This window comes from Sphingobacteriales bacterium (genome assembly GCA_016699615.1).
Lineage (GTDB): Bacteria > Bacteroidota > Bacteroidia > Chitinophagales > JADIYW01 > JADJSS01.
Window position 1 is genome coordinate 1692905 of the sequence record CP064984.1, and the last position, 19291, is coordinate 1712195.

Below are 19291 nucleotides of genomic sequence, written 5' to 3' on the forward strand. Positions count from 1 at the left end.
TAGTTTATATTAAATAAAAAATGCCAAATTGGCATTTCGGTGCCAATCATATTGCAATATACTATAAATGCAATTCATGTGCCGAAAAATAATATTGTTGAATGTATGAAAAAATGGCACTTTTTAGCTCACATTGCTCCATTTTCCGCTCCTATTTGTCCTATTATACAAGTACTGTTTGATGTTTTGATGTTGTGGCAACTGTAGTTGTTCGTCGTCTTCTAAAATTTTTAGAGCAACATTCCTAGCTTCTTCTAATATTCTTCCATCAGTGGCAAGATTTGCAATTAGCAAGTTTATATTTCCACTTTGTTGGGTACCTTCTAAGTTTCCTGGACCACGCAATTGCAAATCTACTTCAGAAATTTTAAAACCAGCATTTGTATCACACATTGTTTTTATTCGAGTTCTGGCATCATTAGAAAGTTTAAAATCTGTCATCAGAATACAGTAAGAGTGTTCTGCACCACGCCCAACTCTGCCACGCAATTGATGTAATTGTGATAATCCAAATCTGTCAGCATTTTCTATTATCATCACACTTGCATTTGGTACATTCACGCCAACTTCAATGACTGTGGTAGCAACCATAATTTGTGTTTCTCCTTTTACAAATCTTTCCATCTCAAAATTTTTGGCTTCAGCTTTCATCTTTCCATGTACAATACTTACATGGTATTCTGGTGTTGGAAACGCTCTGCAAATACTTTCGTAGCCATTGTTTAAGTCAATTAAATCTAATTTTTCACTTTCTTCAATCAATGGATAAACAATATAAATTTGCCTACCTTTTTTTATTTCATCTTTTATAAATTCAAAAACAGCCAATCTGTGTGTTTCTAAACGATGTACTGTTTTAATCTCTTTTCTTCCTGGTGGCAATTCATCAATGATAGAAATATCCAAATCACCATATAAAGTCATGGCAAGCGTTCTTGGTATTGGTGTTGCTGTCATTACCAAAATATGTGGTGCTATTGTGTTCTTCATCCAGAGTTTTGCTCTTTGTGCTACACCAAAACGATGTTGTTCATCAATAATAGCAATGCCCAAATTATTAAATTTTACTTCATCTTCTAATAATGCATGTGTACCAATGATTATTTTTAATGTACCAGCTTCTAAGTCATTTAGTATTGCCTTTCTTTGTTTAGATTTTGTAGAGCCAGTTAATAATTCTACTGAAATGTCTGAGCTAGACAATAATTCTTTGATATTGATAAAATGCTGCTGTGCTAATATTTCAGTAGGTGCCATTAAGGTTGCTTGGTAACCATTGTCTAATGCCATAAGCATAGAAAGCAATGCAATAATAGTTTTTCCAGAACCTACATCACCTTGCAATAGTCTGTTCATTTGCAAATATGAAAGCGTATCTTTTCTTATTTCTTTAAGTACTCTTTTTTGTGCATTTGTCAACTCAAATGGTAAGTTGTGATTATAGAATTGATTGAAATACGCTGAGACTTTTTCGAAAAATATGCCTTTGTTTTTTTTTCTGATGATTTTATTCTGTATCAATGATAATTGCACATAAAATAACTCTTCAAATTTTAATCTTTTTATGGCTGCATCTTGTATTGTTGAGTCTTTAGGTTGATGAATATTCTTATAGGCATCGTACCTTGAAACTAATTTATATTGTTGTAAAACAGTACTTGGAATATTTTCAAATATATGTGATGAATTGAGTTGAGCAATCAGATTTGAAATAAGTTTGGAAATTCCTTTGCTATCCAAGCCTTTATTCTTCATTTTTTCTGAAGTATTATATAGTGCTTTAAAACTTCCCAATTCAGCATTATTATAAGTACTTAGTAATTCTAATTCAGGATGTGGAATATTTAATTTCCCATTAAACCAATTTGGTTTTCCATACAACACATAAGTTTCATTAGGTTTGATGCCTGTTTTTATCCATTTTATGCCTTTAAACCAAACTAATTCAATATCACCATCATTATCATAGAATGTGGCTACAAGTCTTTTGCCTCTATTTTCGCCAAGTTCATGCAAGTCTTTTACTTTTCCTTTGAGCTGTATGTAGTTTGTAGAACTATCTATATGTTGCGTAGAGTAAAATTGAGTTCTATCAATATATTTGTAAGGAAATAGCTTTAGTAAATCGCCAAATGTATAAATATTTGCTTCATTCTTTAAGATAACAGCACGTTCTGGTCCAACACCTTTTAAATACTCTATAGGTGTTTGTAAGAAATCTTGATTATTTGGCAATGGCATCACAACAAAAATATAATTTTTATTACTTTTATGTAGATTGAATTTATGGAAAATTATTTTATACACGAAAGTGCTATTGTTGATGAAGGTGCGCAAATTGGAGAAAATACGAAAGTGTGGCATTTTTCTCATATCATGAAGTCTGCAATAGTTGGAGAAAATTGCATAATAGGACAAAATGTTTTTATTGCATCGAATGTGATAATTGCTAACAATGTAAAAATCCAAAATAATGTGTCTGTGTACGAAGGCGTGGAAATTGAAGACAATGTTTTTGTTGGACCAAGTGTTGTTTTTACCAATGTTATTAATCCACGAAGTTTTATAGAAAGAAAAGATGAGTATAAAAAAACAATTATTAAACATGGAGCAAGTATTGGTGCTAATGCAACAATAGTTTGTGGAAATTCTATTGGCGAATTTGCAATGGTTGGTGCTGGTTCTGTAATAACAAAAAATGTATTAGCGCATGCTTTGGTTGTCGGCAATCCTGGAAAACAAATTGCTTGGGTTTGCAAATGTGGTAATAAATTACATTTTGACGAAAATGGAAACGCAACTTGTACAATAGAAAATACACAGTATGTGCTTGAAAATAATATTGTTTCAATAAAAAAATAATTACTGTGTTATTATATCTAAAAATTCATCAATTTATAAAAGGAAAAGAATTGCTATTTAAAAATTTTGAATGGCAAATAGAAAAGAATGAGAGTTGGGCAATTGTTGGCAATATTGGAACTGGAAAAACAACTTTATTGAAATTAATTGCAGGTACAGAATATTTGCCATTGCATGATGGAAAATTAATTCTTGAAAATTCTCTATCTACAAATGAAATAGAATTTGTTTCTTTTTTAGATGAGAAAAAATGGATAGTTAGAAAAGATTTTTATTACCAACAACGATATTATACTTCATTTACTGATGAAGAAATGAAGCTAAAGGATTTTTTTGAATTATATACAATTGATAAAACTAAATATGAAAATATAATTCAACTCACGCAAAAATATAAATTAGATGTGTTGTATGATGTGCCATTCATTCAGCTATCAAACGGACAAAAAAACAAATCTATTCTAATAAAATCTATGCAATTAGATTGTAAGATGTTGTTGCTTGATAATCCATTTGTTGGTATTGATACAGAAAGTAGAATAGAAATTTTTAAGTTGATTGATGAAATTATAAGTAATAATAAGTTTGTTATTTATAGTACCAATTATCCAATTTTTACAACATCAACTACACATGTTTTAGAACTAAAAAATCAAGAAACATATAATTTGTATTTAAAAGAAGATTTTCCTAAAAAGACAAATTCTAATAAGAAATATGCTAATAATAGAACAGCAATAAAATCAAAAAGAAAAGTAATAGAACTAAATGATGTAAATATTAGTTATCATGAAAAGTCTATTCTGGAAAATATAAATTGGACAGTTTTTGAAGCTGAGAAATGGGCAGTTTTAGGAGAAAATGGCTCAGGGAAATCTACATTGCTGAGTTTGTTATACGCAGACCATCCACACGCATATAAAAATAATATTTTGTTGTTTGATGAACCACGCAACAATAAAAGTATTTGGGAAATAAAATCAAGGATTGGATATTTATCATCAGAGTTTCATTTGCACTTTATAGAACCACTTAATGTTTTTCAAACTGTTGCAACTGGTTTTACAGATACATTATACTTTTCTAATAATTTATCAGCAGCACAAAACAATAAAATTGAAGAATGTTTGAAAATTTTCAAAATAGAAAAATTAAAGGATAGATTGTTTTTAAATTTATCTTTTGGCGAACAACGTTTGGTATTGTTTGTGCGCGCTATCATTAAAAAACCAGAATTATTGATTTTAGATGAAGCATATCAAGGATTTGATAAGGCTACGATTGAGTTGTGCAATCATTATCTTAATAATATTTTGCCAGCAAGTACAACACTTATTTTTACAACGCATTATAAAGAAGAAATGCCAGAATGTATTGATAAATACTTATATTTAGAAAAAGGAAAAATTATAATGCATGACTAATTTTGCTATTATTGGAGTTGCTGGTTTTGTAGCACCAAAGCATTTGCAAGCCATAAAAAATATTGGTGGCAAAGTTGTATTAGCGCATGATGTTTCTGATGCTGTTGGAGTATTAGATTCTTATTTTCCTGAATGTTTTTTTTATACTAATCTTCAAGATTTTAGCACAGCAATACAACAACATAGTATAGATTTTTTAGTAGTATGCACGCCAAATTTTTTGCATGTTGAGCATTGTATTTTTGGCTTAATGCACAATCTTAATGTTATTTGCGAAAAACCATTAGTGTTGAATACAGAAGAAATTATTTTATTAAAAGAAAGAGAATTAGAGTATAATAAAAAAATATATACAATATTGCAATTGAGATTGCATGAGCAAGTTCAGTACATTAAAAATAGTATAGATAATGAAAAATACTATGTAGGACAATTAAGCTACTTTACGCCACGAGGAAATTGGTATCATCAAAGTTGGAAAGGAATAGAAACAAAATCTGGTGGCATAGCAACGAATATTGGCGTACATTTTTTTGATATGTTGTGTTGGTTTTTTGGCAAAATAAAACATATAGAATTGATTGAAAAAAATGATACAACATCAAAAGGAATGCTGCATTTTGAGAAAGCAAAAATACATTGGCATTTGTGTATAGATAGAAATTTAGAACCAACAAGAAAAATTATACTCAACGATGAAGAATATATTTTTACTGATGGATTCCATCATTTGCACACACAATGCTATAAAAATATTTTAGAAGGAAATGGATTTGGCATTGATGAAAATTATGCAGCAACACAAGTGATATATGAAATTAGAAATTCTAATCAGCCTTAAAATTCTTAGTAAGCTCATTGAGTTGATTGACTTTTTCTTCAAAATTTCCTTTTAGTTGTTGCCTATAATTTTGTAAGTTTTGCAATAGTTCATCAATATTTTCTGGTAAAATATTTTCAAACATTTCTCTTATTCTTTTTGCTAAGGTTGGCGATTTTCCATTGGTAGAAATAGCAATTTTCAAATCACCTTTGGTAACAATAGAACCTAAATAAAAATCGCATAAATCTGGTGTGTCGGCAACATTTATAAGTATGTTTTTAGATTTTGCAACATCGTAGATTGCCTTGTTTAATGTCTTGTCATTTGTTGCAGCAATAATGATTTGATGTTTTTGTACATCATCTGGCTCAAATTTTTTTTCTTGTATAATGATGTTTTTGTTGCTACTTGCGTATGCTTTTATTTCATCAGCAATATGTAGTGCAATAATGGTAATTTTTGCATCTGGTGAATTTTTTAGAATAAATGATAACTTTTCTGTGCCAACTATTCCTGCACCAACCATAAGTATATGTATGTTTTCGAGTTTTAGGAAAATTGGATAAAGCGTATTCATGTTATTCGTTAATTACTTCGTATGTGTGTGTTATTGTTGCTGTTTTGTTGAGAATATGCGTAGCACTACAATATTTTTCCATAGATAGATTTATTGCTTTCTCTATGTTTGCCGTTTTTATATCACCTTCAAAAATAAAATGAATATGAATTTTTGTAAATACCATGGGGTGTTCTTTTGCTCTTTCTGCATCAACCAATACTTTATACGATTTTACATCTTCACGCATTTTTTTGAGCATAGATAGAATATCCATAGATGTGCAACCACCCAAACCCATGAGTAATAATTGCATTGGTCGTGCGCCCAAATTTTGTCCACCAATTTCTGGCGAACCATCCATTTTTATTACGATGCCTTGTTCGTTTGTTGCTTCCAAATACACTGCATCGTTTTTTCTTTCTATTTCAACTTTCATTTTCTATTTCTTTAATTTCGATTTTAAATATTTTGCTGTAATGCTTTCTTTCGCATTTACAATATCATCAGTTACACCTTGAAAAATTAATTTGCCACCTTCTGCGCCACCTTTTGGGCCTAAGTCTATCAGCCAATCTGCACATTTTATCACATCTACATTGTGTTCTATTACTATGATGCTATGCCCATTATCAATTAATGCATTAAACGCAGCCATTAGTTTGTGAATATCATGAAAATGCAATCCTGTTGTTGGCTCATCAAAAATAAATAAGATATTGCCTTTGTTGTTTCCTCTTCCTAAAAACGATGCCAATTTTACGCGCTGTGCTTCGCCACCAGAAAGTGTAGATGAACTTTGTCCTAATTGAATATAACCTAAGCCAACATCTTGTAATGGTTTTATTTTGTTTATAATATCTTTGTTGTGCTCAAAAAATTCCATTGCAGTATCTACACTCATACTCAAAATTTCTGCAATGTTTTTGTCTTTATAAGTCACTTCTAATATTTCTGATTTGAATCTTGTGCCGTTGCATGACTCACATTTTAAATGCACATCTGCCAAGAATTGCATTTCAATAACTTGTTCGCCTTCACCTTCACAAGCATCGCATCTTCCACCATCTACATTAAATGAAAAATGCTTTGGTTGGTAGCCGCGTATTTTAGATAAGTTTTGCTTGCTATACAAATCTCTGATGGCATCATAGGCTTTGATATATGTAATTGGATTAGAACGTGAACTTCTTCCAATAGGATTTTGGTCTATAAATTCTATTTGAGTCAGGTTGTTTTTATAGCCAGAAACTGATTTGTACAAGCCACCTTTAGTTGGCAAATTTTCTACTAAAGATTTTAGTGCTGGATAAATTACATGTTTTATTAGCGTTGTTTTTCCTGAGCCACTTACGCCAGTTACTGCAGTAATAGCTTGCAAAGGAATCTTTATATCAATATTTTTGATATTGTGATGGTATATTCCTTTAAACTCAATATAGTTAATTGCCTTTCTTCTTGTTTTTGGTAATTCAATATTTAATTCATGGTTCAAATATTTTGCAGTAAGACTTTTTTTATCTTTTATAATTTTATCATAACTGCCTGCAAAAATAATTTCTCCACCAAGATAGCCAGCAAATGGACCAACATCGACAATATAATCTGCCTGATGCATAATTTCTTCTTCATGCTCAACCACAATTACTGTATTGCCTAAGTCTCTTAGATATTTTAAAATATTGATTAATTTACTTGAATCATGTGGATGCAAACCAACACTTGGCTCATCTAAAATATACAAAGAATCTGTTAGGTTACTGCCCAAACTTCTTGTCAAGTTGATGCGTTGAGCTTCGCCACCAGAAAGTGTATTGCTAAATCTATTTAATGTGAGATATTCCAATCCAACATCAGTCATAAATTGCAATCTATTTTTTATTTCAATTAAAATTCGTTTTGCAATAATTGCTTCTTTCGTATTTAGTTCTAAATTATCAAAAAAATATTTTAGTTCACGAATAGATAAGCTCAGTAATTCTCCAATATCTTTTCGTTGAATTTTTACATAGTTGGTATCTGGTCTTAGTCTGCTTCCATGGCATGATGTGCATGTAGCACGTCCTCTGTATTTTGATAATAATACTCTGTATTGTATTTTGTAAGTTTGATTTTCAATATCTTTGAAAAAATCACTGATGCCCATAAATCCATTGCCACCATTCCAAAGTAAATTGTATTGTTCTTTATCTAATTCGATGATTGGTCTGTGAATAGGAAAATTATAAGCTGAACTTCCTTTGATGAATTGTTTTTTCCAAGGTTTGAAATTGTCAGATTTCCAACAGACTACTGCATCTTCGTAGAATGATAGTGTTTTGTCTGGAATTACCAAATCATGGTCGATGCCTAAGATAGTACCAAAGCCTTCACATGTTGGACAAGCACCATATGGTGAATTAAAATTAAAGAAACTTACAGATGGGATTTCAAATTGAATACCATCTGAATCAAAAGAATTTGAAAAGTGTTTTTGTTCAATGCTAGGAACATCAATTGTACAATTTCCATTTCCAATACTAAATGCAAATTGCACTGAGTCTGCAATTCTATGCAAATTATCTTCTGAGCTATCTGCTGTTAATCTATCTATAATTGTATATGTATTTTGTGTTGCATCTAAAGTATCAATATCATCAATAGATACAACATCATTGTTGATGTATAGCCTTTGTATTCTTTCAGATCTTAGGTTAGTTATTGTGTTTTGGTTGATGTTTTTTATTGGCGCAAGTATCTGTATTTTTTGTTCAGATGGCAATGTTTTTATATAATTAATAACATCATCTACATCATGTTTTATAACTTCATTGCCTGTGATAGGTGAGTAGGTTCTTCCAATTTTTGCATACAATAGTTTTAGGTAATCATATATTTCTGTAAGTGTGCCTACAGTACTTCTAGTTGTGCCTGTTGTTGTTTTTTGTTCAATAGCAATTGCTGGTGATAAGCCTTTGATGTAGTCTACATCTGGCTTGTCCATACGCGCCATAAATTGTCTAGCATAAGAAGATAATGACTCAACATATCTTCTTTGACCTTCTGCATAGATAGTATCGATAGTTAGAGACGATTTACCACTTCCGCTCACACCTGTAATTACAATTAATTTGTTTCTTGGAATTTCAACATCTATATTTTTGAGGTTGTGCATGCGTGCACCTTTTACAATTATGCGCTGCAATTCATTAGGTTTAGTTAATTTTTGTTGCATCTTGTGCAATTTAATAATTATTTAGGTTAATGAATGTTAAACAATTTACAACTATAAAATAGATTTAATAAAATTGGAAAATAAAAAAATATACAATATCGAAAAGAACTTTTACATAATCAGATTTAAATTAAAACATTATGAAAGAAGTATCTTTTTCAGACGAGCAACTCATACAGCTATACGTTCTTGGCAATAAAAATGCAATAAGTATTTTATATAATAGATACTCTAAAAAAGTAATATTGTATATATATTTTAAGATAAGAGATAGACAACAAGCGGAAGATATTTTTCATGAATCATTTATTAAAATGGTTAAATATATTGATGAAGGAAAATATATTAATAATGGAAAGATGTATAATTTATTAATTAGAATTTCGAGAAATACATGTATTGACTACATTAGGTCTAAAAATATCAAACCAATAATTGTAGATATAGAAGTTGCCAAAGGATTAAAGTATGAAATTAATGATATAAATATTTCAGAGATAAACAGAAATGAAATATTTGTTGAAAGAGTAATTAGGTTATTAGATTTGTTGCCAAAAGATGAAAGAGAAATTGTAATTCTAAAGCATTACGCAGGACTTACATTTAAAGAAATAGCAGACACATTAGATATGAATATCAATACTGCATTAAGCAGAATGAGAAGCGCCTTGAAAAGATTAAAATATCATGCAGAACAACGTGGACTAGAACCTCCGAAATAAAATAAAAAAAGGATAGCATTAAGCTATCCTTTTTTTTAATATAAAGTAGTAAAGTATTACTTAGCTTTTACTCTTACAGAAACACGTCTGTTTTGTGCTCTTCCTTCTGGTGTTGCATTGTCTGCCACTGGATGTTTATCTCCATATCCTTCAGCACTTTCGAATTGAGTGTTGTTGCCACCTAATTCTACTATTTTAGCTAATACAATTTCAGCTCTTTTTTGTGATAATTCTAAGTTTTTATTTGCATCACCTGTGTTGTCTGTATAGCCACCAATTTTGAACACTGATGCAGGAAATGCTTTAGAAATTGCTATTAAATTTTTTAATTGTACCATAGATTCTTCAAGAATTTCAGAGCTACCTGTTTTAAATTTTACATTTGTAAAATCAAACCAATTGCCTTTTTCCTCATCTATTTTTGCATTTGCATCTGATAAGAATGCTATTAAGTTAGCTTCAGTTGCGCTTTCTCCAGCTTCAATCGTTGTTTGATTTGGTAAGTTAAATGCTTTTGATGCACCACTGTTAAAAATCCACTCATCAGCAGTAGCATCATAAGTACCTAAATTCATGTTTTTAGATTTGCAACATGCCTCATCTTTCTTTTCTTCAGTATAAGTTGTTTGTTTTTTACAACATGCATCTTTATCTCCATTAACATTTAATAATCCACCAATAGTTAAATACGGAGCAATAACTAAAGAAACGATAGACATTAATTTGATTAAGATATTCATAGATGGTCCTGATGTATCTTTAAATGGATCACCAACAGTATCACCAGTTACCGCAGCTTTATGTGGCTCTGATTTTTTGTAGAATGTTTCACCATTAATATCTACACCTTTCTCAAATGATTTTTTTGCGTTATCCCAAGCACCACCTGCGTTTGATTGAAACATACCCATTAAAACACCAGAAACTGTAACACCAGCTAATACACCACCTAATACTTCTGGACCAAATAAGAACCCAATAACAATTGGTGTAATTAATGCGATAGCACCTGGCAACATCATCTCACGAATAGATGCTTCTGTAGAAATAGCTACGCATTTTTCATATTCTGGTTTAGCTTTGTATTCCATAATACCTGGAATTTCACGGAACTGGCGACGAACTTCATTCACCATATCCATTGCTGCACGACCTACTGCTGAAATTGCTAATGCTGAGAAAATAAATGGAATCATACCACCAATAAACAAACCAGCTAAAACTGGCGCTTTGTAAATATCGATAGCTGAAATGCCAGATACACCAACGAAAGCAGCAAATAATGCTAACGATGTTAATGCAGCAGAAGCAATAGCAAAACCTTTTCCTGTAGCCGCTGTAGTATTACCTACTGCATCTAAGATATCTGTTCTTCCACGTACTTCTTCTGGTAATTGACTCATTTCTGCGATACCACCTGCGTTGTCTGCTATTGGACCAAATGCATCAATTGCTAATTGCATAGCTGTAGTTGCCATCATACCAGCTGCAGCAATAGCCACACCATATAAACCAGCACACAAATATGAACCAAAAATACCAGCTGCTAATACGATGATTGGCAATACTGTAGATTCCATTCCAATTGCTAAACCACCAATAATGTTAGTAGCATGACCAGTTGAAGATTGACGAACAATTGATAAAACTGGACGTTTGCCCATTGCTGTATAGTATTCTGTAATGATTGACATTAACGCACCTACTACTAAACCAACCATGATTGCACCAAATACACCCATTGATGTGAATGCGAAACCACGTAATTCCATAGTTTCTGGTAAAATATATTTTACTAAGAAGAAAGAAGCAATACCTGTTAATACGATAGAACCCCAGTTTCCTAAATTTAAAGCACCTTGTACGTCACCATTATCATCTTTAACAGAAACAAAGAAAGTTCCTATCCAAGAGAAGATAATACCTACACCAGCAATTACCATTGGCAATAAGATTGGAGCCATACCACCAAAATTATCTACAGATTTTGTTTCTTGACCAAGTACCATTGTTGCTAATACAGTAGCTACATAAGAACCAAATAAGTCTGCGCCCATACCAGCAACGTCACCAACGTTGTCACCTACGTTATCTGCAATAGTAGCTGGATTTCTAACATCATCTTCAGGAATACCTGCTTCTACTTTACCTACTAAGTCAGCACCAACGTCAGCAGCTTTAGTATAAATACCACCACCAACACGAGCAAATAAAGCGATAGACTCAGCTCCTAAAGAGAAACCTGTTAATACTTCGATTGCTCTTTTTACATTAATTGGGTCAGCTGCGCCATTAAATATTACATAAAAAGCAATAAACAAGCCACCTAAGCCAAATACTGCTAAACCTGCAACGCCTAAGCCCATTACTGTACCGCCAGTAAAAGATACTTTTAATGCTTGTGCTAAGCTAGTACGTGCTGCTTGTGTTGTACGTACGTTAGCTAAAGTTGCTACTTTCATACCTACATAACCAGCAAATGCTGAGAAAACTGCACCAATAATAAATGCTACTGCAATTATTGGAGAAGATTCTTCGCCACCTTTCCAGCCTAAGAATGCTAATAAGATTGCAGCGATAATTCCGAAATAAGTTAAGATTTTCTATTCTGCTTTTAAGAATGCAATTGCACCATTAGCAATGTATCCTGCTAATTCCTGCATGTTAGCATCACCAGCATCTTGTTTTTTTACCCAAGCATACTTGATTGCAGTAATTACTAATCCGAAAATTCCTAAGAAAGGAATGACATAAAATAAACTATTCATTTGTATAAAATTTTGATTTATAAAGCGGTGCGAAATTACAACAATATTTTTGATTATTTAACTTTTTGAGTTATCTTTTGCTTAAATTCAATTCTGCTCATATTCAATAAATTGTGTATAAATCAGTATTTTGTTTATTATTAATCTGTGCTGGATAAAAAAAAATGCTTAATTTCGCTTAAAATTTAGCTATATTATGAGATTTATTGTTTCGTCTGCTCAGTTGTTAAAAAATTTACAGAAAATTAGTGGTGTGATTAGTTCGAATACTGTGTTGCCTATTCTTGAAGATTTTTTATTTGACATAAAAAATGGAAAACTATTGGCAACTGCTACAGATTTGGATACTACTATGAGCGTTGAAATGGAGGTTGATGCTAAAGAAAACTTTAAAATAGCCATTCCAGCAAAGATATTATTAGACAGTTTAAAGGCATTGCCAGAGCAACCAATTACTATTGCTATAGATGAGCAAACAAATGCTATTGAGATGACTACTGATAATGGTAAATACAAATTATCAGGTGAAAATAGTTCTGATTTTCCTAAAGAACCAGTGGCTGATGATACTGAACAAATTATAGTTACATCTAGTGTGTTGAGTAATGGTATTCAAAAAACATTGTTTGCTGTAAGTAGTGATGAGCTTAGAATTGCTATGACTGGTGTTTATTTTCAGTTAGATGAAAATGGAATGATATTAGTTGCTACTGATGCTCATAAATTAGTTAAGTATAGTAGAAGTGATATTAAAGCTGCCAATGCGAGCACGTTTATTGTGCCTAAAAAAGCATTAAACTTATTAAAATCTATCTTATCTAATAATGAAACTGAGGTTAATATTCAATATAATAAATCCAATGCATTCTTTAGTTTTGAGAATATTAAATTGATTTGTAGATTGATTGATGCAAAATATCCTGACTACAATGCAGTTATTCCGAAGGATAATCCAAATTTATTATCTTTAAATAAAGATGACTTGCATGCGTCATTAAAAAGAACATCTATTTTCTCTAATAAAACAACACATCAAGTTGTATTAAAATTGGCTGGCTCAGAAATGAGTGTTTCTGCACAGGATTTAGATTTCTCGAACGAAGCATCTGAAAAATTGGTGTGTGAATATCATGGAAATCCTATGGAAATTGGTTTTAATGCTAAGTTTTTAATTGAAATGTTGGCTACATTAGATATTCAAGATATTGTAATTGAATTGTCTACACCAAATCGTGCTGGAATTATAAAACCAATGGATAAAACTGAAAACGAAGATTTATTGATGTTGGTAATGCCAGTAATGATAAATAATTAATCGTTTACTTACCTGGAGCTTTCCCTTGATTTTCTTCAATCACAAAGCTTGATTGAAAGTGAGGCTTTACTTGTTTTAAGAAATTCTGCGCTTCTTTCGTATTTGCAAATTCTCCAGCTCTAAGCTTGAAATTTGGTGCTTGATAGCTTACAAATGTTGGTATGCCTGGAAATTTCTTAGAAAATTCTGCTTTTGCATTGAATACAGCATCTCTGTTGGTAGCTTGAAATACATGTACTCTGATGCTTTTGTCTATTTCTTTCTTTTTATAAGTATATATTTTCTCTAATACATCAATTCTTGGATCTTTAAAGAATAGAATACTTCCATTTTGGCTAGTACTATCATTTTTAGTGTCTGAAAAAGCAAACTTAAATGCAAGTGTGAAGATTATAGTAAATAGGAATATATTTTTCATTATGGTACAAAGATAATTATTTTGGAAATAAATTTAAGTTGATGTTGTGTAATGTATTTTTTATAATAAGAATATCAAATTATGCGCCAAAAGTTAATTTAACTCGACAATAGTGATACCATTTCCACCAAACTCTTCCTTTTCAAAATAATATTTTTTAGTGTATGGATATTTTTTAGGAATTCTCGCATAATTTCTAAGTGCGCCAGTGCCACGTCCGTGCAAAATTCTTACTTGATGTAAATTATATATCATGGCTTTGTCGAAGAAGTTTTCTAGAGTTTGCAATGCTTCTTCTACTAAAAGACCACGAATATCTAAAGTATTCTCAAATGAAGATTTTTCGATGATAGTTTTGCTGTTTCTTTCTATTTTATAAACTTTCTTTTCCTGTTCAGTACTATGGTTTTCAAGTTGGTGTAGTGGAACAGTTGTTCTAATATTTCCAAATGCAACAGTTGCTTTCTTATTGCTAATAGCTAATACTTCGCCAGTTTCGCTGCCATTTATCATGGTGACTTTGCTGCCAATATTTATGGAATTGTTTAAAACTTGTTTCTTTTCTTTCTCAATAATTTTTTGTTCTATCTGTTCTCTTTGTTCGTCAATATTTTTTCTAATTTTTATAAAATCTTCTTTCTTGCTTTGGCTTTCTTTCCAAAGACGCATTTCGTTTTCTAATTTTCTACTTTGCTCATTATAAAATTGCAGTAGTTTTTCTTCATAAGATTTTTGTAATTGCTTCTTATTCTTTTCTAATTCTTTTTTGAGCTTTTCATAATCTTGAACAATATTGCTGAGTTGACTTTCTTTCTGCTGCACATTTTTTCTCAAACCTTTGATGTAGTGTTTTTCAATTTGCACATCATTCAATGTTTGGTCTAATGCTTTTTGGTTTTCTCCTGTTTTTTGTTGTGCAAGTGTAATTACAGCTTTGGGTAATCCAACTTTTTCTGCAATTTCAAAGGTAAATGAGCTGCCTGGTTGTCCAATTTGTAATTCATATTTTGGACTCAATTTTTGTTTGTCAAATGCCATTGCTGCACTTTGCATACCTTTTGTTTGTGCTGCATAGATTTTTAAATTGTTGTAATGTGTAGTAACAATGCCTAATACTAATTTCTCATGCAAAAAGCTAAGTATTGCTTCAGCCATTGCGCCACCTAATGTTGGATCTGTTCCTACACCAATTTCATCTATCAGAATAAGCGAATTTGCATCAGCATTTTCAAGTAAATATTTCATTTTCAAAAGATGTGCAGAGTAAGTACTTACATCATTTTCTATAGATTGTTCATCACCAATATCAATAAAAATATTTTTGAAAGTAGACATCATCGAGCCTTCTTCAACTGGTACAAGCATGCCAAATTGTAGCATACATTGTATTAATCCAACAGATTTTAAAACTACAGATTTTCCGCCAGCATTTGGTCCACTGATAACCAAAATTCTGTTGTTTGTATCAAGATGCAAAGTGTTGCAAACAATTCTTTGGTTGTTTTTTCGTAGATGCTTTTCTAGTAAAATATTCCTAAAATCTTTTAGATAGATTATTTTTTCTTTTGATAAAATTGGCTGAGTGCAATTGTGTTCAATAGCAAAATATGCTTTAGCTTGCCACGTGTCAAATCTTGTCAGGAACTGTTGTATAGATTTAATTTCATTTTGATATGGCCTAACTGAATTGGCTAATGAAATTAATATTTTTTCTATTTCTCTTTTTTCTTCAATAAGTAATGATGTAAGTTCATTGTTGAGTAATATAGTTTCTTCTGGTTCTATAAATGTGATATTGCCATTTGAAGATTCATCAACAATAATTCCTCTAACTGTGCGTTTGTATTCACTCAATACAGAAAGTACTTTTCTATTATTTCTTATAGATTCTTCTGTTTCGTGTAGATAGTTTTTTTGTTTATAATTTTGAACTATTCTTTTGAATGACGCATAAATTTGTTGTTGAACAATTGCTTGTTGCTTCTTTATTTCTTGAAGTGTTTTAGATACTTTCTCATTGATAATTTCCTGTTCAATAAGAATTGTATGTTGTATCTTTTGTATAACATCTTCTGGAATATTGATGGCTTTTACTATATCAACTAAATCTAAAAAGTTATCAGTATCAGATTTTAGAAATGATTTTTTTATTGTTGATGCAGTTTTTAGATTGTGATAGAGTTGGATGAAGTCTTCAATCTGAATGAAATAATTTTCTATATTAAGCTTATCTAAAAATAGTAATTGATTAAATCCATGATTTGGAAAAGAATGCCCACTTTCTATCCAACTTTTTAATTGATGGACAATATTTATTTCTTTTTGTAATAAATCATAATCAGAAATAAAATTTTGATGTTCGATATAATTTTGTCCTAAACTGCCAAGGCATTTGTTTTTTACCAATTGTTTGATTTGGTAAAAGTTTAATTTATCTAAAGTATTTTCAGAAAATAGTTGCATTGCACACAAAAATACAAAATATTTTAGGCTATGTCTTCAAGTTTATTTCTTTGTAATATATGCTTCTGACAACCAATGGATAAGAACATCAAAGAAAATATCAATAGATATACAATTATTTTTTGTGCAACAGTTTGAAGGTAAGTATTTTTATCTGCTGTTGGTCCAAAGAATAAAATAAAAATATAGATTAATAGTGCCACGCTTACAGACAACATAAATATGGCATATTTGTTTTTTAGTATTTTATCTTTATAAACTAGATAACTCATGCAAGTACACATTGGCAACATCATCAAAAAACATAATTTAGATGTTACACCATGCCAAAGATTAAGTTTATCATATGGAGTGAGTACTACACCACATAGCAGTAGTGCGAACAAGATTGCACAAACTTTTGTTGCTCTTTTTGTTCCTTGATATTTATTTGGTACAACATCTTTAAGAAATTGAAATACAAAAATTACAACTACAAGAGCCAAGGTAAACATAGCAATAGCAAATAATATAAGTGATGCAAACTTATATTCTCCTAAAAATGTCTTATATCTTCCTAAATCACTAAAGAAATTTGTTAGAAAAGAATAGTGATTGGTATAGTGGTCATTTGTAGTTCCGCCAGGATACACCAACATTGCTATTGCTGTAAGTACAACAAAATTAACAGTACCAAAAAAAAGTAATTGGTAAGCGTTGGTCTTTTTTAGCACAGCTACTATTTTTTGTCTCCACCACCAATTGAGTCTCTCATTTTGGTGTCTGCTTTAATGTTTTCTAATTTATAGTAGTCCATTAAGCCTAAGTTGCCTTCCTTTAATGCTTCTGCTACAGCTAATGGAATTTGAGCTTCAGCTTCAATTACTTTTGCTCTTGCTTCCTGTGCTTTTGCAATCATCTCTTGTTCTAATGCAACAGCCATAGCTCTTCTTTCTTCAGCTTTTGCTTGTGCAATATTCTTATCAGCATTAGCTTGGTCCATTTGTAAAATTGCACCAATATTTTTACCTATATCAATATCAGCAATATCAATTGATAAGATTTCAAATGCTGTACCACTGTCTAAGCCTTTGTTTAATACTACTTTAGAAATAGAATCTGGATTTTCTAATACTTGTTTGTGGTCAAGCGCACTACCAATACTTGTAACGATGCCTTCGCCCACACGTGCTAATATTGTTTCTTCACCAGCACCACCTACTAACTGTCTAATGTTTGCACGAACTGTAACTCTTGCTTTAGCTATTAACTGGATACCATCTTTCGCAACTGCAGTTACTGGAGGAGATTCAATCACTTTTGGATTTACAGAAAGTTGTACTGCTTCTAGTACATCACGACCAGCTAAGTCAATTGCAGTTGCTTCTTTAAAATTTAAGGATATATTTGCTTTGTCAGCAGATATAAGTGCATTTACTACTTTAATAATATTTCCACCTGCTAGGTAGTGTGCTTCTAATTCATCTCTTCCAACTGGAATGCCTGCTTTAGTAGCAGTAATCATTGAGTTTACTAATGTTGCTGGCGGCACTTTTCTAAGTTGCATTACAAATAGTTGAATTAGTCCAATGTTTACATTTGATAGTCTTGCAGAAATCCATAGACTTATGTATCTCATAAACGCAAAAACGAATATCAGGATAAAGACTAAAATAATAATAGAAATAACTGTTAGCATAATATTGATTTTTAAATTGTTTTTACAAATATTTTATTGTCTTGAATTTGATGAATGGAAACTGGAGTTAATGCTTCGATAAAGCCATCATATGCCCAAACAGTCACTTTTTTGTCATTAAATTCTGCTTTGCCTTCTGGTCTTAAATCAGTTACTGCAATACCTTCATCATTTATTTTTAATCCATAATCATCAAATAGATTTACTTTACCATCTATAACTTCTCGTACAGCAATCTTACTATTAGAAATTCTATCCATTCCATAGTAAAGAAGCAATCCATTCACTACAATGGTTGCCAACACACAAACACTACCTACGACAGCACCTAACTCGTAGAATGCAACAGCAAGTCCTAATATAGTAACAACAAATGCAATTTTACCAACTACTAATGTAGGTAAAAAGAACACCTCAACTATAAATAGTATAGTTCCAAATACAAGAATTCCTATAATAATTAGTAATGGTGACATCTAATGACAAATGTAATTAAAATATACAAATAATTTATAATATTGTAAGAAAAAATAAATATGAAAATTGAATTCTGGGTTATTGGCAAAACAAGTGATAAATTTATTGATGAAGGAATTCAATTTTATACAAAAAAGATAAAGTATTTTGTAGACTTACAGCTTATTGTATTTCAAGATATTAAGCATATAAAGAATGATGTATTGCTAAAAGCTAAAGAAGCAGAAAAGTATTTAGAAAAAATAAAAGACGATGATTTTGTGATATTATTAGATGAGAATGGCAAAGAATACAATAGTAGAATGTTTGCAAACTTTATAGAGCAAAGACAAAATCAGTCGATAAAAAGATTGATATTTATTGTTGGTGGTGCATTTGGCTTTGATGAGAAATTATACGCAAGAGCCAATATGAAAATAGCATTATCAAAGATGACTTTCTCGCATCAATTAGTTAGAATCATATTTTTAGAACAAATGTATAGAGCCTATAGTATTATTCATAATTTCCCATACCATAACGATTAAATTTTAAAATACTAGTTATTTGTGAAAAATATCCTAAAAGATAG

At 30.9% G+C, this 19291-nt stretch carries 15 protein-coding genes and 1 pseudogene; 6 read left to right on the plus strand and 10 right to left on the minus strand.

Annotated elements, in window-relative coordinates; translation table 11 throughout:
* Window positions 1–123: 123 nt before the first annotated feature.
* Window positions 124–2241 carry an ATP-dependent DNA helicase RecG gene (gene recG, locus IPK18_08070; GenBank protein QQR99315.1) on the minus strand — a complete coding sequence of 706 codons (2118 nt, stop codon included), beginning with the start codon at window positions 2239–2241 and terminating at the stop codon, window positions 124–126.
* 45 nt (window positions 2242–2286) lie between these two features.
* Here recG and IPK18_08075 point away from each other — a divergent pair, with 45 nt between their 5' ends.
* Genes IPK18_08075 through IPK18_08085 form a run of 3 tightly spaced genes read left to right on the plus strand, consistent with a single transcriptional unit; the run spans window position 2287 to window position 5127 of the window.
* Window positions 2287–2862, plus strand: a complete 576-nt coding sequence (locus tag IPK18_08075; protein QQR96873.1) for an N-acetyltransferase — start codon at window positions 2287–2289, stop codon at window positions 2860–2862.
* A gap of 5 nt (window positions 2863–2867) precedes the next feature.
* Window positions 2868–4286: an ATP-binding cassette domain-containing protein gene (locus tag IPK18_08080; protein QQR96874.1), complete on the plus strand. Its 1419-nt coding sequence runs from the start codon at window positions 2868–2870 to the stop codon at window positions 4284–4286.
* The gene (locus IPK18_08085; GenBank protein ID QQR96875.1) at window positions 4279–5127 is read left to right on the plus strand and encodes a Gfo/Idh/MocA family oxidoreductase; all 849 of its coding nucleotides are present in this window, start codon (window positions 4279–4281) and stop codon (window positions 5125–5127) included. Before IPK18_08080 ends, IPK18_08085 begins: the two co-directional genes overlap by 8 nt.
* Here IPK18_08085 and IPK18_08090 read toward each other — a convergent pair.
* The 3 genes from IPK18_08090 to uvrA are packed head-to-tail and all read right to left on the minus strand — an operon-like array spanning window position 5114 to window position 8879.
* Window positions 5114–5686, minus strand: a complete 573-nt coding sequence (locus IPK18_08090; protein ID QQR96876.1) for a bifunctional precorrin-2 dehydrogenase/sirohydrochlorin ferrochelatase — start codon at window positions 5684–5686, stop codon at window positions 5114–5116. The two genes, IPK18_08085 and IPK18_08090, sit on opposite strands and share 14 nt — an antisense overlap.
* Before the next feature lies 1 nt (window position 5687).
* A complete protein-coding gene (locus IPK18_08095) occupies window positions 5688–6104 on the minus strand; it encodes an OsmC family protein (GenBank protein QQR96877.1) in 417 nt (138 codons plus the stop codon).
* 3 nt (window positions 6105–6107) lie between these two features.
* Window positions 6108–8879 (minus strand): excinuclease ABC subunit UvrA, encoded by a 2772-nt coding sequence (gene uvrA, locus IPK18_08100; GenBank protein ID QQR96878.1) that lies wholly within the window; start codon window positions 8877–8879, stop codon window positions 6108–6110.
* Window positions 8880–9019: 140 nt separating this feature from the next.
* Here uvrA and IPK18_08105 point away from each other — a divergent pair, with 140 nt between their 5' ends.
* Window positions 9020–9601 carry an RNA polymerase sigma factor gene (locus IPK18_08105; GenBank protein QQR96879.1) on the plus strand — a complete coding sequence of 194 codons (582 nt, stop codon included), beginning with the start codon at window positions 9020–9022 and terminating at the stop codon, window positions 9599–9601.
* Between the two features lie 56 nt (window positions 9602–9657).
* Here the strand turns inward: IPK18_08105 and IPK18_08110 are convergent.
* A pseudogene (locus IPK18_08110) lies at window positions 9658–12369 on the minus strand (sodium-translocating pyrophosphatase).
* A 196-nt stretch (window positions 12370–12565) separates the two neighbouring features.
* Between IPK18_08110 and dnaN the strand changes: the two are divergent.
* Window positions 12566–13684: a DNA polymerase III subunit beta gene (gene dnaN, locus IPK18_08115; protein ID QQR96880.1), complete on the plus strand. Its 1119-nt coding sequence runs from the start codon at window positions 12566–12568 to the stop codon at window positions 13682–13684.
* Window positions 13685–13688: 4 nt separating this feature from the next.
* On the opposite strand, the gene IPK18_08120 is transcribed toward dnaN, so the two are convergent.
* The 5 genes from IPK18_08120 to IPK18_08140 form a co-directional block, all read right to left on the minus strand.
* Window positions 13689–14102, minus strand: a complete 414-nt coding sequence (locus tag IPK18_08120) for an SPOR domain-containing protein (GenBank protein ID QQR96881.1) — start codon at window positions 14100–14102, stop codon at window positions 13689–13691.
* Window positions 14103–14195: 93 nt separating this feature from the next.
* On the minus strand, window positions 14196–16565 hold the full coding sequence (locus IPK18_08125) for a Smr/MutS family protein (protein QQR96882.1): 2370 nt from the start codon (window positions 16563–16565) through the stop codon (window positions 14196–14198).
* Between the two features lie 23 nt (window positions 16566–16588).
* Window positions 16589–17278 (minus strand): hypothetical protein, encoded by a 690-nt coding sequence (locus IPK18_08130; GenBank protein ID QQR96883.1) that lies wholly within the window; start codon window positions 17276–17278, stop codon window positions 16589–16591.
* Between the two features lie 5 nt (window positions 17279–17283).
* Entirely contained in the window at window positions 17284–18243 is a 960-nt protein-coding gene (floA, locus tag IPK18_08135) for a flotillin-like protein FloA (protein QQR96884.1), read from the minus strand.
* Window positions 18244–18254: 11 nt separating this feature from the next.
* Complete coding sequence (locus IPK18_08140; protein ID QQR96885.1) at window positions 18255–18719, minus strand: hypothetical protein; 465 nt, start codon at window positions 18717–18719, stop codon at window positions 18255–18257.
* Window positions 18720–18779: 60 nt separating this feature from the next.
* On the opposite strand from IPK18_08140, the gene IPK18_08145 reads away from it, so the two are divergent.
* Window positions 18780–19247 (plus strand): 23S rRNA (pseudouridine(1915)-N(3))-methyltransferase RlmH, encoded by a 468-nt coding sequence (locus IPK18_08145; protein QQR96886.1) that lies wholly within the window; start codon window positions 18780–18782, stop codon window positions 19245–19247.
* Window positions 19248–19291 lie beyond the last annotated feature (44 nt).

Coding starts and splice junctions, on each gene's coding strand:
- recG (QQR99315.1), bottom strand. CDS start 2,241: ATGCCATTGCCAAATAATCAAGATTTCTTACAAACACCTATAGAGTAT.
- IPK18_08075 (QQR96873.1), top strand. CDS start 2,287: ATGGAAAATTATTTTATACACGAAAGTGCTATTGTTGATGAAGGTGCG.
- IPK18_08085 (QQR96875.1), top strand. CDS start 4,279: ATGACTAATTTTGCTATTATTGGAGTTGCTGGTTTTGTAGCACCAAAG.
- IPK18_08090 (QQR96876.1), bottom strand. CDS start 5,686: ATGAATACGCTTTATCCAATTTTCCTAAAACTCGAAAACATACATATA.
- IPK18_08095 (QQR96877.1), bottom strand. CDS start 6,104: ATGAAAGTTGAAATAGAAAGAAAAAACGATGCAGTGTATTTGGAAGCA.
- uvrA (QQR96878.1), bottom strand. CDS start 8,879: ATGCAACAAAAATTAACTAAACCTAATGAATTGCAGCGCATAATTGTA.
- IPK18_08105 (QQR96879.1), top strand. CDS start 9,020: ATGAAAGAAGTATCTTTTTCAGACGAGCAACTCATACAGCTATACGTT.
- dnaN (QQR96880.1), top strand. CDS start 12,566: ATGAGATTTATTGTTTCGTCTGCTCAGTTGTTAAAAAATTTACAGAAA.
- IPK18_08120 (QQR96881.1), bottom strand. CDS start 14,102: ATGAAAAATATATTCCTATTTACTATAATCTTCACACTTGCATTTAAG.
- IPK18_08125 (QQR96882.1), bottom strand. CDS start 16,565: ATGCAACTATTTTCTGAAAATACTTTAGATAAATTAAACTTTTACCAA.
- floA (QQR96884.1), bottom strand. CDS start 18,243: ATGCTAACAGTTATTTCTATTATTATTTTAGTCTTTATCCTGATATTC.
- IPK18_08140 (QQR96885.1), bottom strand. CDS start 18,719: ATGTCACCATTACTAATTATTATAGGAATTCTTGTATTTGGAACTATA.
- IPK18_08145 (QQR96886.1), top strand. CDS start 18,780: ATGAAAATTGAATTCTGGGTTATTGGCAAAACAAGTGATAAATTTATT.